14 protein-coding genes and 1 other RNA gene are annotated in these 13,156 nt (G+C 54.7%); 10 read left to right on the top strand and 5 right to left on the bottom strand.

Annotated elements, in window-relative coordinates; genetic code table 11:
* Positions 1-17 precede the first annotated feature (17 nt).
* Together nadR and WB371_RS08300 are read left to right on the top strand one after the other, a co-directional pair.
* Complete coding sequence (gene nadR, locus WB371_RS08295; protein ID WP_336219600.1) at positions 18-1,250, top strand: multifunctional transcriptional regulator/nicotinamide-nucleotide adenylyltransferase/ribosylnicotinamide kinase NadR; 1,233 nt, start codon at positions 18-20, stop codon at positions 1,248-1,250.
* Between the two features lie 22 nt (positions 1,251-1,272).
* Complete coding sequence (locus tag WB371_RS08300) at positions 1,273-2,190, top strand: LysR family transcriptional regulator (RefSeq protein ID WP_336219601.1); 918 nt, start codon at positions 1,273-1,275, stop codon at positions 2,188-2,190.
* Here WB371_RS08300 and argP read toward each other — a convergent pair.
* The gene (argP, locus tag WB371_RS08305; RefSeq protein ID WP_336219602.1) at positions 2,181-3,074 is read right to left on the bottom strand and encodes a DNA-binding transcriptional regulator ArgP; all 894 of its coding nucleotides are present in this window, start codon (positions 3,072-3,074) and stop codon (positions 2,181-2,183) included. The genes WB371_RS08300 and argP overlap by 10 nt on opposite strands.
* 158 nt (positions 3,075-3,232) lie before the next feature.
* Here argP and rpiA point away from each other — a divergent pair, with 158 nt between their 5' ends.
* The gene (rpiA, locus tag WB371_RS08310) at positions 3,233-3,892 is read left to right on the top strand and encodes a ribose-5-phosphate isomerase RpiA (protein ID WP_336219603.1); all 660 of its coding nucleotides are present in this window, start codon (positions 3,233-3,235) and stop codon (positions 3,890-3,892) included.
* Positions 3,893-4,160: 268 nt separating this feature from the next.
* Positions 4,161-5,393 (top strand): phosphoglycerate dehydrogenase, encoded by a 1,233-nt coding sequence (gene serA / locus WB371_RS08315; protein WP_336219604.1) that lies wholly within the window; start codon positions 4,161-4,163, stop codon positions 5,391-5,393.
* 15 nt (positions 5,394-5,408) lie between these two features.
* Here the strand turns inward: serA and WB371_RS08320 are convergent, their stop codons facing one another.
* The 3 genes from WB371_RS08320 to zapA form a co-directional block, all read right to left on the bottom strand.
* A complete protein-coding gene (locus WB371_RS08320; protein WP_336219605.1) occupies positions 5,409-6,005 on the bottom strand; it encodes a 5-formyltetrahydrofolate cyclo-ligase in 597 nt (198 codons plus the stop codon).
* A 20-nt stretch (positions 6,006-6,025) separates the two neighbouring features.
* Positions 6,026-6,209, bottom strand: a non-coding RNA gene (gene ssrS / locus WB371_RS08325) — 6S RNA.
* 42 nt (positions 6,210-6,251) lie between these two features.
* The gene (zapA, locus tag WB371_RS08330; protein ID WP_046486997.1) at positions 6,252-6,581 is read right to left on the bottom strand and encodes a cell division protein ZapA; all 330 of its coding nucleotides are present in this window, start codon (positions 6,579-6,581) and stop codon (positions 6,252-6,254) included.
* Positions 6,582-6,747: 166 nt separating this feature from the next.
* Between zapA and WB371_RS08335 the strand changes: the two genes are divergently transcribed.
* The 4 genes from WB371_RS08335 to ubiI all read left to right on the top strand — a co-directional run bounded on the left by WB371_RS08335 (position 6,748) and on the right by ubiI (position 11,169).
* Entirely contained in the window at positions 6,748-7,326 is a 579-nt protein-coding gene (locus tag WB371_RS08335) for a YecA family protein (RefSeq protein WP_336219606.1), read from the top strand.
* A gap of 29 nt (positions 7,327-7,355) precedes the next feature.
* On the top strand, positions 7,356-8,672 hold the full coding sequence (gene pepP / locus WB371_RS08340; protein WP_336219607.1) for a Xaa-Pro aminopeptidase: 1,317 nt from the start codon (positions 7,356-7,358) through the stop codon (positions 8,670-8,672).
* Entirely contained in the window at positions 8,669-9,847 is a 1,179-nt protein-coding gene (ubiH, locus tag WB371_RS08345; RefSeq protein ID WP_336219608.1) for a 2-octaprenyl-6-methoxyphenyl hydroxylase, read from the top strand. Before pepP ends, ubiH begins: the two co-directional genes overlap by 4 nt.
* 119 nt (positions 9,848-9,966) lie before the next feature.
* Entirely contained in the window at positions 9,967-11,169 is a 1,203-nt protein-coding gene (gene ubiI / locus WB371_RS08350) for an FAD-dependent 2-octaprenylphenol hydroxylase (RefSeq protein WP_336219609.1), read from the top strand.
* A 73-nt stretch (positions 11,170-11,242) separates the two neighbouring features.
* On the opposite strand, the gene WB371_RS23780 is transcribed toward ubiI, so the two are convergent.
* A complete protein-coding gene (locus tag WB371_RS23780) occupies positions 11,243-11,368 on the bottom strand; it encodes a hypothetical protein (protein WP_420704034.1) in 126 nt (41 codons plus the stop codon).
* Positions 11,369-11,618: 250 nt separating this feature from the next.
* On the opposite strand from WB371_RS23780, the gene gcvT reads away from it, so the two are divergent.
* Positions 11,619-12,713 (top strand): glycine cleavage system aminomethyltransferase GcvT, encoded by a 1,095-nt coding sequence (gcvT, locus tag WB371_RS08355; RefSeq protein ID WP_336219610.1) that lies wholly within the window; start codon positions 11,619-11,621, stop codon positions 12,711-12,713.
* Positions 12,714-12,737: 24 nt separating this feature from the next.
* Positions 12,738-13,127 carry a glycine cleavage system protein GcvH gene (gcvH, locus tag WB371_RS08360; protein WP_336219611.1) on the top strand — a complete coding sequence of 130 codons (390 nt, stop codon included), beginning with the start codon at positions 12,738-12,740 and terminating at the stop codon, positions 13,125-13,127.
* Positions 13,128-13,156 lie beyond the last annotated feature (29 nt).

The raw sequence follows: 13,156 nt of genomic DNA on the forward strand, positions 1-13,156 counted from the left end.
TGAAACGGAGGTTACCCATGTCGTCATTTGATTATCTCAAAACCGCGATTAAGCAAAAGGGCTGTACCCTGCAACAAGTGGCGGATGCCAGTGGAATGACCAAGGGCTATCTCAGTCAGCTTCTCAATGCCAAGATCAAAAGTCCCAGCGCGCAAAAGCTGGAAGCGCTGCATCGTTTTCTCGGGCTGGAGTTTCCCCGCCAGCAGAAAAATATTGGCGTGGTGTTCGGCAAATTTTATCCGCTGCATACCGGTCATATCTATCTGATCCAGCGCGCCTGTAGCCAGGTGGACGAGCTGCACATCATCATGGGGTATGACGATACCCGTGACCGTGCGCTGTTTGAAGACAGTGCGATGTCGCAACAACCGACCGTTTCAGATCGCCTGCGCTGGCTGCTACAGACGTTCAAATACCAGAAAAATATCCGCATTCATGCGTTCAACGAAGAGGGCATGGAACCTTATCCGCACGGCTGGGACGTCTGGAGCGAGGGAATCAAATCGTTTATGGCGGAAAAGGGCATTCAGCCCAACTGGATCTATACCTCGGAAGAAGCCGATGCGCCGCAATATCTGGAGCATCTGGGCATTGAGACGATACTTATCGATCCCAGACGGACATTCATGAGCATCAGCGGTGCGCAAATTCGTGAAAATCCTTTCCGCTACTGGGAATACATCCCGACGGAAGTGAAGCCGTTTTTCGTGCGTACTGTGGCGGTGCTGGGGGGCGAGTCGAGCGGGAAATCGACGCTGGTTAACAAGCTGGCGAATATCTTCAATACCACCAGCGCCTGGGAGTATGGCCGCGACTATGTCTTCTCTCACCTCGGGGGCGATGAGATGGCGTTGCAATATTCCGATTACGACAAAATCGCGCTGGGTCACGCGCAATATATTGATTTCGCAGTGAAATACGCCAATAAAGTGGCGTTTATTGATACCGACTTCGTCACCACGCAGGCCTTCTGCAAAAAGTATGAAGGGCGGGAGCATCCGTTTGTGCAGGCGCTGATCGACGAGTACCGCTTTGATCTGGTGATCCTGCTGGAAAACAACACGCCGTGGGTGGCTGACGGCTTGCGCAGCCTCGGCAGCTCCGTGGATCGCAAAGAGTTTCAGACGCTGCTGGTGGAGATGCTGCGCGAGAATAATATCGATTTTGTGCATGTCGAAGAGGCGGATTACGACGGTCGCTTCCTGCGCTGCGTCGAACTGGTCAAAGAGATGATGGGCGAACAGGGGTAACTGATTCCCCGGGGTGAACGCGATGTTTAAGCATTTGCAGGATATGGCGCTGTTTGCCCTGGTCGCTGAACACGGCAGTTTTACCGTCGCCGCGCAAAAGGCGGGGCTGCCGAAATCAAGCGTCAGCCAGCGCATCAGCCAGCTTGAACAGCATGTCGGGATTCGCCTGATCAATCGCACCACCCGCAAACTTAACCTGACATACGCGGGTGAACACTATCTGGTGCACTGCCGTGAAATTCTCGCCGCCAGCGAACGTGCGGAGTATGCGGTGCAGCGGCTGCGCGATAATCCCAGCGGACGCCTGCGTATTACCTCTCCGGCGGGTATCGGCGCGACCTTGCTGGCGCGCCTGAACACCCGGTTCCAGCAGCATTACCCTGACGTCTCGCTTGAGGTCAGTATTTCTGATGAAATGCTGGATTTAGTTGATAGTGGCTTCGATGTTGCGCTGCGTACCGGCAAACCGCAGGATTCGTCGTTGATTGGACGTATGATTGGTCACTGCCCGCGCTATCTTCTGGCCTCGCCACACTACCTGTCACGATTTGCGCCGCTTAACCATCCCCGCCAGTTGGTCGACCATCACTGTATTGCGCACAAAGCCTGGTCGGAGTGGTTATTCCACCGTGGCGATGAAGATTACCAGCACATGCCAGAGCGCGTTCATCTGACGGATAATCTGGTGTATGCCCGTGAAAGCGCCGCAGCGGGCGCGGGGATTACGCTGCTGCCGGCGTTTATGCTGGAAGACCATATTGAGAAGGGCAATCTGGTATCGGTATTGCCGGACTGGACGGTGGCAGGAAACGATCTCTGGCTGGTCTACCCCAGCCGAAAACTGAACTCCCCCGCGCTGATGAGCTACATTGAATTCGCCCTGCAATTCGATGAGCTCCGGCATTTTTACTCAGAGAAACCTGGGCGCGCTCAGTCCTGACGTAGCACTTTGTGACCATAGGCTAACAGCGCGTCGGTAACGTTGCGCATCATACGGCTTTCTGGCGCAAACCGATGCCAGTAGAGCATCCGGCGCTGGAACAGGCCTGGCGTCAGGTCAATCAGTTCGCCGCTTTCCAGCTCTTTCTCAATTTGCAGATGCGGGATCATACAGCAGGTGGTCCCCTGACGCGCCAGTTGGACGAAGGCTTCCGATGAGTTCACGATATGGCACGGCACGCTGCCTGGCGGTAAATCAAAGTTCTGTTGCAGGAAAGCCTGATGCATGTCATCGAGGTGATCAAATGCCACCGCGGGGGCTTTCAGCAGCGCCGAGCGGGTAACGCCATTCGGAAAATAGCGGTCCGCAAACGCTTTTGACCCGACAAACAGATAGTCAAGAGCGCCGAGTTTATCCACCAGACAGCTTGGCAGCGCCTGATGCTGAATACTCACGGCCCCCACCACTTCACCGCGGCGCAGTCTTTCCTGAGTTCGCGTTTCATCTTCCACCTGTAGATTCAGGCGAATGGGGGAATCCGCCAGCACGGGTGCAAGCGCAGGCAGCAGCCAGGTCGCGAGACTGTCGGCGTTGACCGCCAGCGACAGCAGCAGCGGCGTAGAACCAGTTTGCTCATCGCCCAGCCACTCTTCTTCCAGTAGTTCCACCTGACGAAGTAGCGCCAGCAGTTTTTGTCCTTGCTCGGTCGGACGGGGCGGAACGGTACGGACCAGCAGGGGTTGTCCGAACATATTCTCAAGCTGCTTGATGCGTTGTGAAACGGCGGATTGGGTGATGCACAGCTTCTGCGCCGCGCGTTCAAACCCGCGTTCACGTATCACTGCATCCAGTGCTTGTAATGTTCTGTAGTCCGGACGTTTCATTGCTCTTCCATCCTCCTGAAAATGTTGTGTGTTCTGCACTATGACATAAATTTGCTTTGGGTAAATACGAAATCCGCAGCCTGAGAGTGCGCGGGAAGATTTTTCCACACGATGGTCTATAATGCGCCTGAATTTTTCTCTACACAGGCGAGACGATCATGACGCAGGATGAACTGAAAAAAGCAGTAGGATGGGCAGCGCTTCAGTATGTACAACCGGGCACCATTGTGGGCGTGGGAACGGGGTCAACCGCCGCGCACTTTATTGACGCGCTGGGCACCATGAAAGGTCAGATTGAAGGGGCGGTTTCCAGCTCAGATGCTTCAACCGAAAAACTCAAAAGCCTCGGCATTCCTGTGTTTGACCTCAACGAAGTGGATAGCCTCGGCGTTTATGTCGATGGCGCGGACGAAATCAACGGCCACATGCAGATGATCAAAGGTGGCGGTGCGGCGCTGACCCGTGAAAAAATCATCGCCTCCGTCGCGAAAAAATTCATTTGCATCGCCGATGCGTCCAAAGAAGTGGATATTCTGGGTAACTTCCCGCTGCCGGTAGAAGTTATTCCGATGGCGCGTAGCGCAGTGGCCCGTCAGTTAGTCAAGCTGGGCGGTCGTCCGGAATACCGCCAGGGTGTGGTCACCGATAACGGTAACGTTATCCTGGATGTACACGGCATGGAGATTCTTGATCCGATCGCGATGGAAAATGCCATTAACGCTATTCCGGGCGTCGTTACCGTTGGTCTGTTCGCCAACCGTGGCGCAGACGTTGCGCTAATCGGGACTGCTGATGGCGTCAAAACCATCGTAAAATGATCTGAAGCGCGGAGCGCTTCCTCCGTTAAAATTTTTTTGCAGGGCAAATTCGGTGACATGTGTCACGTTTTTGATGTTGCCCTGCTGATTTCTCCAAAGAAAAACTTATCTCCAGCATTTTCCTCTGGCATTTCCTTCTGAATGATATTTCCTCAGCAGTGCGACGCAAACGTTCATATTGCCGCAATAATTTTTTTTGATATGTTGAAGGGCGGATGCAAATCCACACACACAACATCAGATTGCATAAAAAGACAGGGTCGGGGAAATGGCAAAGGTATCGCTGGAGAAAGACAAGATTAAATTTCTGCTGGTTGAAGGCGTCCATCAAAAGGCGCTGGATAGCCTTCGTGCGGCAGGTTATACCAACATCGAATTTCACAAAGGGGCGCTGGATGCAGAACAGCTGAAAGAGTCCATCCGTGATGCCCATTTCATTGGCCTGCGATCCCGTACCCATCTGACTGCAGACGTGATCAACGCGGCGGAAAAGCTGGTGGCTATCGGCTGTTTCTGTATTGGTACTAACCAGGTTGATCTGGCTGCTGCCGCAAAACGCGGTATTCCGGTGTTCAACGCGCCGTTTTCAAATACCCGTTCCGTTGCGGAACTGGTGATTGGCGAACTGCTGCTGCTGTTACGCGGCGTACCGGAAGCTAACGCCAAGGCGCACCGTGGCGTGTGGAATAAAGTGGCGGCGGGCTCATTTGAAGCGCGTGGTAAACGTCTCGGGATTGTGGGTTACGGCCACATTGGGACGCAACTGGGTATCCTGGCGGAATCGCTCGGGATGCATGTCTACTTCTACGACATTGAGAACAAACTCCCGCTGGGTAACGCCACTCAGGTACAGCACCTCTCCGAACTGCTCAACATGAGCGACGTGGTGAGCCTGCACGTACCGGAAAACGCCTCGACCAAAAATATGATGGGCGCGAAGGAGATCTCCCTGATGAAGCCGGGGTCTCTGCTGATCAACGCCGCGCGCGGAACGGTAGTGGATATTCCTGCACTTTGTGATGCGCTGGCAACCAAACATCTGGCTGGGGCGGCTATCGACGTCTTCCCGACCGAACCGGCGACCAACAGCGATCCGTTTACCTCTCCGCTGTGCGACTTTGATAACGTGATCCTGACGCCGCATATCGGCGGCTCCACTCAGGAAGCACAGGAGAACATCGGTCTGGAAGTGGCGGGTAAACTGATCAAGTATTCCGATAACGGCTCCACGCTTTCTGCGGTCAACTTCCCGGAAGTGTCGCTCCCGCTGCACGGTGGGCGTCGCCTGATGCACATCCACGAAAATCGTCCTGGCGTACTGACCGCGCTGAACCAGATTTTTGCTGAGCAGGGGGTGAACATCGCCGCGCAGTATCTGCAAACGTCGGCGCAGATGGGCTATGTCGTTATCGATATTGAAGCTGATGAAGATGTGGCGGAAAAAGCGCTGCTGGCGATGAAGGCCATTCCGGGCACCATTCGCGCACGTCTGCTGTACTGATTGAAACGGGAGTGGCTACCACTCCCACACTTTTGATGGCGTCACAACTGCTGGTAAGGGGATGTCCCACTCCTCTACTGGCAGTTTTTCCACCCGCTGGCAATCGTGAGCGTATCCCACGGGGGCCAGTCCATGTTGTTGCCAGTTTTGTAACGTCCGGTCATAGAACCCTCCGCCCATACCCAGACGCTGACCCTGCTCATCAAACGCCACTAACGGCGTGACCAGCACGTCCAGTTGCGAAAGGGGCAGAACATCGCGCACATCCAGTTTAGGCTCCTGAATTTTCAGGTGATTGGTGATGAGCTCGCTCTGTGGATGATAGTGCAGAAATAGCAGGTTTCCAGGGCTGAACGGATGAAGAACCGGGAGATAAACACGCTTGCCCGCGCGCCAGAGCTGATCTATCAGCGGCTGAGTATCCAGTTCGCCATCAAACGACAAAAAAACAGCGACTGTCTGCGCCATCACAACGGGCGGATAGGCAAGCATACGTGCTGCGGCTTGTTGGCCGAAAGCGGCTTGCTGTGAAGGGGAGAGCGCACGACGACGTTGCCGGATTATCTGGCGGATTTCTTGTCGTGAAAAAGGGAGTTCGGAAAGTAACGTCATGGCTGTTGCCAGGTAGAAGGAGAATCTCCGAGATGCCGCCGCAGGCTGTAACCCTTGAACCCTTGGTTCAAGGTGAATGCGTCGTCACAGTTTTAAGGCTTCTCGGACGGACCGAGCATGCTCACCAACCATGGATCGCCACATTCTTGTGGTATGAAATATCGGCTCAGGGGACTGGCCCGCTTGCAAACATCTCAGAGAAATTTTTGTCTTCACGGTCACTCTACCATAGTAAACCGAAAAGTGTTATTCAAAGTTTTGGTTCGTTTTTTCGGTTATGCGACCCTGATCAAGCAGTGCCTGTTCAATGGTCTGTTGCAGCATCCGAATACGTTGTTCCATGCTCGCCGCGTAGTCGCGGGTCTTCGCTTTTTCCTGAGTCAGTTCATAGCTAATATTCAGTGCGGCTATGAATACCAGTTGCTCAGTATTTGTGACTCTAGTGCGAACTTTCAGATCTTGCAACCGCTGATTCAGATCGTCCGCAGCTTGATTCAACGCATCCCTTTGTTCAGGCGGGCAATTCACTCGTAGTGAACGGCCAAAAATTTGGATATCGACGGGTTGTGCAGACATGCCACCTTCCTGCTGATTGACTGCGCTGCCTTCGTCTCAAGACCCTGGGTCCGCGAAGGGGCGACACTATAGCTACCCTGGTGTGAAGTTACAAGCCCTATTCTGGTTCACCAGGGTCCAAAGTGGTAGCATACCATGAATATCCTCCCTTTGATGACGAATGCGTATGTCTATACAGAACGAAATGCCTGGTTACACCGAAATGAACCAGTATTTGAACCAACAAGGAACCGGCCTGACCCCGGCCGAAATTCACGGTTTGATCAGCGGGATGATTTGTGGCGGTAATAACGACAGCTCATGGCAGCCGCTGCTTCACGACCTGACGAACGAAGGGTTAGCCTTCGGTCATGAACTGGCGCAGGCGCTGCGCAAAATGCATGCCGCGACCAGCGATGCGCTTGAAGATGATGGTTTCCTTTTTCAGCTTTATCTGCCTGAGGGCGATGACGTCAGCGTCTTCGATCGCGCGGATGCGCTGGCGGGATGGGTGAACCACTTCCTGCTGGGCCTCGGCGTCACGCAGCCGAAGCTGGATAAAGTGACCGGTGAAACCGGAGAAGCCATCGACGATCTTCGCAACATCGCGCAGCTCGGATACGACGAAGAAGAAGATCAGGAAGAGCTGGAGATGTCGCTTGAAGAGATCATTGAGTACGTGCGTGTCGCTGCGCTGCTGTGCCACGACACCTTCACTCGACAGCAGCCGACCGCGCCGGAAGTGCGTAAACCGACCCTACACTAATAAGTAAAAACAATAACAGAGGCCATGTCATGACACAGCAGGAATATCAACGTCGTCGTCAGGAATTACTTGCGCAAATGCGGCCCGGTAGCGCCGCGCTGATTTTTGCCGCGCCGGAAGCAACGCGCAGCGCGGACAGCGAATATCCCTATCGCCAGAGCAGCGATTTCTGGTATTTCACCGGCTTTAACGAGCCGGAAGCCGTACTGGTACTGATTAAAAGCGACGATACGCACAATCACAGCGTTCTGTTTAACCGTGTTCGCGATCTGACGGCAGAAATCTGGTTTGGTCGTCGTTTAGGGCAGGATGCCGCACCGGAAAAGCTGGCAGTGGATCGCGCGCTGGCCTTCAGCGAGATTAACCAGCATTTATTTCAGTTACTTAACGGCCTGGATGTGGTTTACCACGCCCAGGGGGAATATGCATACGCGGATGAGATAGTTTTCGCCGCGCTCGAAAAACTGCGCAAAGGGTCTCGCCAGAATCTGAAAGCACCGTCAACGCTCACCGACTGGCGTCCGATGGTGCATGAAATGCGCCTGATTAAATCGCCGGAAGAGATTGCTGTGATGCGTCGGGCCGGTGAAATCACCGCGCTGGCACATACCCGGGCGATGGAAAAGTGCCGTCCGGGGATGTTTGAATATCATCTGGAAGGCGAAATTCATCACGAGTTCAATCGTCATGGCGCACGTTATCCGTCCTATAACACCATTGTCGGCAGTGGTGAAAATGGCTGCATTCTGCATTACACCGAAAACGAATGTGAATTGCGCGACGGCTCCCTGGTGTTGATTGATGCGGGCTGTGAATACAAAGGTTATGCGGGCGATATCACGCGAACCTTCCCGGTAAATGGCAAATTTACCCCCGCGCAGCGTGAAATTTATGACATCGTACTGGAGTCGCTGGAAACCAGTTTGCGTCTGTACCGTCCGGGAACCTCAATTCAGGAAGTCACCGGCGAAGTGGTGCGCATTATGATTACCGGTCTGGTGAAGCTGGGGGTTTTGCAGGGTGACGTGGACCAACTGATTGCCGACAACGCGCATCGTCCGTTCTTTATGCACGGGCTGAGCCACTGGCTGGGGCTGGATGTGCATGATGTCGGTGAATACGAACAGGATCGTTCCCGCATCCTTAAACCAGGCATGGTGATTACCGTTGAGCCCGGACTGTATATCGCGCCTGATGCCGACGTGCCAGAGGCTTATCGCGGTATCGGGATCCGCATCGAAGATGACATTTTGATAACGGAAAACGGTAACGAAAATCTGACCGCGGGGGTAGTGAAAAAAGCGGATGAAATTGAAGCGTTGATGGCAGCGGCAAGAAAGCCATGAGCGTAATCATTGTTGGCGGTGGCATGGTGGGCGCGACGCTGGCGCTGGTCATTTCCCGGTTGAGTCAGGGAACATTGCCTGTTCATCTGATTGAAGCGACCGCGCCCGAGGCGGACACGCATCCGGGGTTTGATGCCCGGGCGATTGCGCTCGCGGCGGGAACCTGCCAACAACTGGCGCGAATTGGCGTATGGCAGGCCATTGCCGATTGCGCCACCGCAATTAATACGGTCCATGTCAGCGATCGGGGGCATGCCGGATTTGTGACGCTCGATGCTGAGGATTATCGCATTCCGGCGCTGGGTCAGGTGGTTGAGTTGCACGACGTAGGGCTGCGGCTTTTTGCTTTATTGCGAAAAGCGCCGGGCGTCACGCTGCATTGCCCGGCCAGGGTTTCCAGCGTGTCGCGCTCACTGGAACAGGTGGACGTGACGCTGGAAACGGGCGAATCGATCAGCGGGCGTGTGCTGGTCGCCGCAGATGGGACGCGTTCTGCGCTGGCAAGCGCCTGTGGCGTTGACTGGCAGCAGGAGCCTTATGATCAACTGGCGGTGATTGCCAACGTTTCAACCGCAGTTGCACATAATGGCCGCGCGTTTGAACGGTTCACGGCGCATGGGCCACTGGCGATGCTGCCGATGTCCGAAGGACGTTGTTCTCTGGTATGGTGTCATCCGTTGGAACAACGCGATGCGATTCTGGCCTGGTCTGACGAACGCTTTTGCCATGAGCTCCAGACGGCGTTTGGCTGGCGGTTGGGACGAATTACTCAGGCGGGCAAACGCAGCGCGTATCCGCTTTCGCTCACCACGGCGGCGAAGCCGTTTACGCACCGTACCGTACTGGTGGGCAACGCCGCGCAGACGTTACACCCGATTGCGGGGCAGGGGTTTAACCTCGGACTGCGCGATGTTATGAGCCTCGCCGAAACGTTGACGACTGCACAGGCGACGGGTCTGGACATCGGTGACTATGGCGTGCTTGCGCGCTACCAACAGCGTCGTCAGGACGATCGTCATACCACCGTCGGCGTGACGGACAGTCTGGTTCATCTGTTTGCCAACCGCTGGGCGCCACTGGTGGTGGGTCGCAATGTGGGACTCATGGCGATGGAACTCTTTCCGCCCGCCCGTGATGCGCTGGCGCAGCGAACCCTGGGCTGGATCGCGCGATAAATTCACCCGTAGGACGGATACGCGGAGCCGTCATCCGGCCTATATGCGGGTAACCTTGCCGGATGGCGCCTGGCGTATCCGGCCTACGAATAACAGCTTCCGATTTCCAGGAGTAAACAGTGCAAAGTGTTGATGTAGCAATCGTGGGCGGAGGTATGGTGGGTCTGGCCGTCGCGTGTGGACTGCTGGGTAGCGGATTACGTGTCGCTGTGATCGAGCAGCGCGAACCGCAACCGCTGGCGGCAGATGACGATCCCGCGCTTCGTGTGTCAGCCATTAATGCTGCCAGTGAAAAGCTGCTGACGCGCCTGGGCGTCTGGTCTGATATTGTGGCCCGCCGCGCCAGTTGTTATCACGGGATGGAAGTGTGGGACAAAGACAGCTTTGGTCGTATTGAATTTGATGACAAAAGCATGGGCTACAGCCATCTCGGACATATTGTCGAAAATGAGGTCATCCACTTCGCGTTGTGGCAAAAGGCGAAGCAATCCGCCGATATTACGCTGCTGGCACCCGCCGAATTGCAGCAGGTAGCATGGGGCGAAAACGAAGCCTTCCTGACGTTGAAAGATGGCGCAATGCTGACCGCTCGTCTGGTAGTTGGCGCTGATGGGGCGAACTCGTGGTTACGCAATAAAGCGGATATTCCGCTGACCTTCTGGGATTACCGCCACCATGCGCTGGTTGCGACCATTCGTACTGAAGAAACGCATGGTGCCGTTGCCCGCCAGGTATTTCATGGGGAAGGCATCCTGGCGTTTTTGCCACTTCACGATCCGCATCTGTGCTCCATCGTCTGGTCACTTTCCCCCGAAGAAGCTGAACGCATGCAGCAGGCCAGCGCAGAGATCTTTAATCAGGCGCTGAACATCGCCTTTGATAATCGCCTGGGGCTTTGCAGTGTGGAAAGCGAACGACAGGTGTTCCCGCTCACGGGGCGCTATGCGCGTCAGTTTGCTGCACATCGTCTGGCGCTGGTGGGCGACGCCGCACATACCATCCATCCGCTCGCCGGTCAGGGAGTGAACCTTGGCTTTATGGACGCGGCTGAGCTGGTGGAAGAACTTAAGCGTCTGCATCGCCAGGGCAAAGATATCGGGCAACATCTCTATTTGCGTCGTTACGAGCGTAGTCGCAAGCACAGCGCCGCCATGATGCTGGCCGGAATGCAGGGGTTCCGCGAACTGTTTGCGGGCAACCATCCGGCGAAAAAACTGTTCCGTGATATTGGTCTTAAGCTGGCAGATACCCTCCCGGGCGTGAAGCCGCAACTTATTCGCCAGGCGATGGGATTGAACGATCTCCCCGCATGGCTTCGCTAAATAATCGCCCTCCAGAAAGAATTTGAAACCCGTCACATTTCCTTCTCCCGGCGTGATTGCCGGGAGGCTTTTCTCATTTGAAATAAACTAATTTCACCTTCCTTTTCGCATTATATTTTCTAATGTAGCGTTTTTTCCATAATGTGAATTTTGACATTTTTTTAGCGTTTAATATGGCTATGTGCTTCATAAATACCATTATGGTTGTGTTGCAGGGAGGTTAATTGCGCTTTAAGTGGTTTTTTATACTGTCGTGGTTTTAGCGCTTTTTGGGCATAAGCTAATGTGATGGTTAATTTTGCCTTATGGTTTAGCGTCTGTTTCAGTGGTAAGTTCAGGGGAAAAGAGAACGTTTGCGTCGGGGCCCTGGCGTGGTCCCGATGCCGGGTTTCGTGGTGACCATTTTGCCGCGAAACGGTTGTCAGCCCCGCTTATTCAATGAGGACAAGATGGCTCAACAGACTCCTTTGTACGAACAACATACGCTTTACGGCGCGCGCATGGTCGATTTTCATGGCTGGATGATGCCGCTGCATTATGGTTCTCAACTTGATGAGCACCACGCGGTCCGCACCGACGCCGGGATGTTTGATGTGTCGCACATGACCATTGTCGATCTGCACGGCAGCCGCACCCGGGAGTTCTTGCGTTATCTGCTGGCAAATGACGTCGCGAAGCTCACGAAAACCGGTAAAGCCCTCTATTCCGGTATGCTCAACGCGTCGGGGGGCGTAATTGATGACCTGATTGTCTATTACTTTACCGAAGATTACTTCCGCCTCGTTGTAAACTCCGCCACCCGCGAAAAAGACCTCTCCTGGATTACCCAACACGCTGAACCTTATGCCATCGACATTACCGTGCGTGACGATTTGTCACTGATTGCGGTGCAAGGGCCAAATGCCCAGGCGAAGGCCGCCTCACTGTTCACTGATGAACAGCGCAAGGCCGTGGAAGGTATGAAGCCGTTCTTCGGTGTACAGGCGGGCGATCTGTTCATCGCCACCACCGGTTATACCGGTGAAGCGGGCTACGAAATTGCGATGCCAAATGAGAAGGCCGCGGATTTCTGGCGTGCATTGGTGGAAGCTGGCGTTAAACCATGTGGTCTGGGCGCGCGCGATACGCTGCGTCTGGAAGCTGGTATGAACCTCTATGGCCAGGAGATGGACGAAGGGATCTCTCCGCTGGCGGCGAATATGGGCTGGACCATTGCCTGGGAACCGGCGGATCGTGATTTTATCGGTCGTGAAGCACTGGAAGCCCAGCGTGAAAAAGGCCACGAGCAGTTGGTGGGTCTGGTGATGACCGAAAAAGGCGTACTGCGTAATGAACTGCCGGTTCGTTTCACTGACGCGCAGGGTAATCAGCAGGAAGGCATTATCACCAGCGGCACGTTCTCACCGACGCTGGGTTACAGCATTGCGCTGGCGCGTGTGCCGGAGGGCATTGGCGAGACGGCGATTGTGCAGATTCGTAACCGTGAAATGCCGGTAAAAGTGACTAAACCTGTTTTTGTACGTAACGGCAAAGCCGTTGCGTGATTCATCCTTTCTGGAGATTAATTGATGAGCAACGTACCTGCAGAACTGAAATACAGCAAAGAACACGAATGGCTGCGCAAAGAAGCTGACGGCTCCTACACCGTTGGTATCACCGAACACGCTCAGGAACTGCTGGGCGACATGGTTTTCGTTGATCTGCCGGAGGTGGGAGCGACCGTTAGCGCGGGCGACGACTGCGCGGTGGCGGAATCAGTAAAAGCTGCTTCTGACATCTACGCGCCGGTAAGCGGTGAGATCGTGGCCGTTAACGACGCGCTGAGCGACTCGCCAGAACTGGTGAACAGCGAGCCGTATGCCGGGGGCTGGATCTTCAAAATCAAAGCCAGCGATGAGAGTGAACTGGACTCTTTGCTGGATGCCACTGCGTACGAGGCCCTGCTCGAAGACGAATAAATACGCTTATGCCGGATGGCGCTTACGCT

This window comes from Citrobacter amalonaticus, from assembly GCF_037053465.1.
GTDB lineage: Bacteria > Pseudomonadota > Gammaproteobacteria > Enterobacterales > Enterobacteriaceae > Citrobacter_A > Citrobacter_A amalonaticus_H.

Bases quoted from the DNA above. Each gene is read 5' to 3' on its own strand.
- nadR (WP_336219600.1), top strand. From the start codon at position 18: ATGTCGTCATTTGATTATCTCAAAACCGCGATTAAGCAAAAGGGCTGT.
- WB371_RS08300 (WP_336219601.1), top strand. From the start codon at position 1,273: ATGTTTAAGCATTTGCAGGATATGGCGCTGTTTGCCCTGGTCGCTGAA.
- argP (WP_336219602.1), bottom strand. From the start codon at position 3,074: ATGAAACGTCCGGACTACAGAACATTACAAGCACTGGATGCAGTGATA.
- rpiA (WP_336219603.1), top strand. From the start codon at position 3,233: ATGACGCAGGATGAACTGAAAAAAGCAGTAGGATGGGCAGCGCTTCAG.
- serA (WP_336219604.1), top strand. From the start codon at position 4,161: ATGGCAAAGGTATCGCTGGAGAAAGACAAGATTAAATTTCTGCTGGTT.
- WB371_RS08320 (WP_336219605.1), bottom strand. From the start codon at position 6,005: ATGACGTTACTTTCCGAACTCCCTTTTTCACGACAAGAAATCCGCCAG.
- zapA (WP_046486997.1), bottom strand. From the start codon at position 6,581: ATGTCTGCACAACCCGTCGATATCCAAATTTTTGGCCGTTCACTACGA.
- WB371_RS08335 (WP_336219606.1), top strand. From the start codon at position 6,748: ATGTCTATACAGAACGAAATGCCTGGTTACACCGAAATGAACCAGTAT.
- pepP (WP_336219607.1), top strand. From the start codon at position 7,356: ATGACACAGCAGGAATATCAACGTCGTCGTCAGGAATTACTTGCGCAA.
- ubiH (WP_336219608.1), top strand. From the start codon at position 8,669: ATGAGCGTAATCATTGTTGGCGGTGGCATGGTGGGCGCGACGCTGGCG.
- WB371_RS23780 (WP_420704034.1), bottom strand. From the start codon at position 11,368: ATGGTATTTATGAAGCACATAGCCATATTAAACGCTAAAAAAATGTCA.
- gcvT (WP_336219610.1), top strand. From the start codon at position 11,619: ATGGCTCAACAGACTCCTTTGTACGAACAACATACGCTTTACGGCGCG.
- gcvH (WP_336219611.1), top strand. From the start codon at position 12,738: ATGAGCAACGTACCTGCAGAACTGAAATACAGCAAAGAACACGAATGG.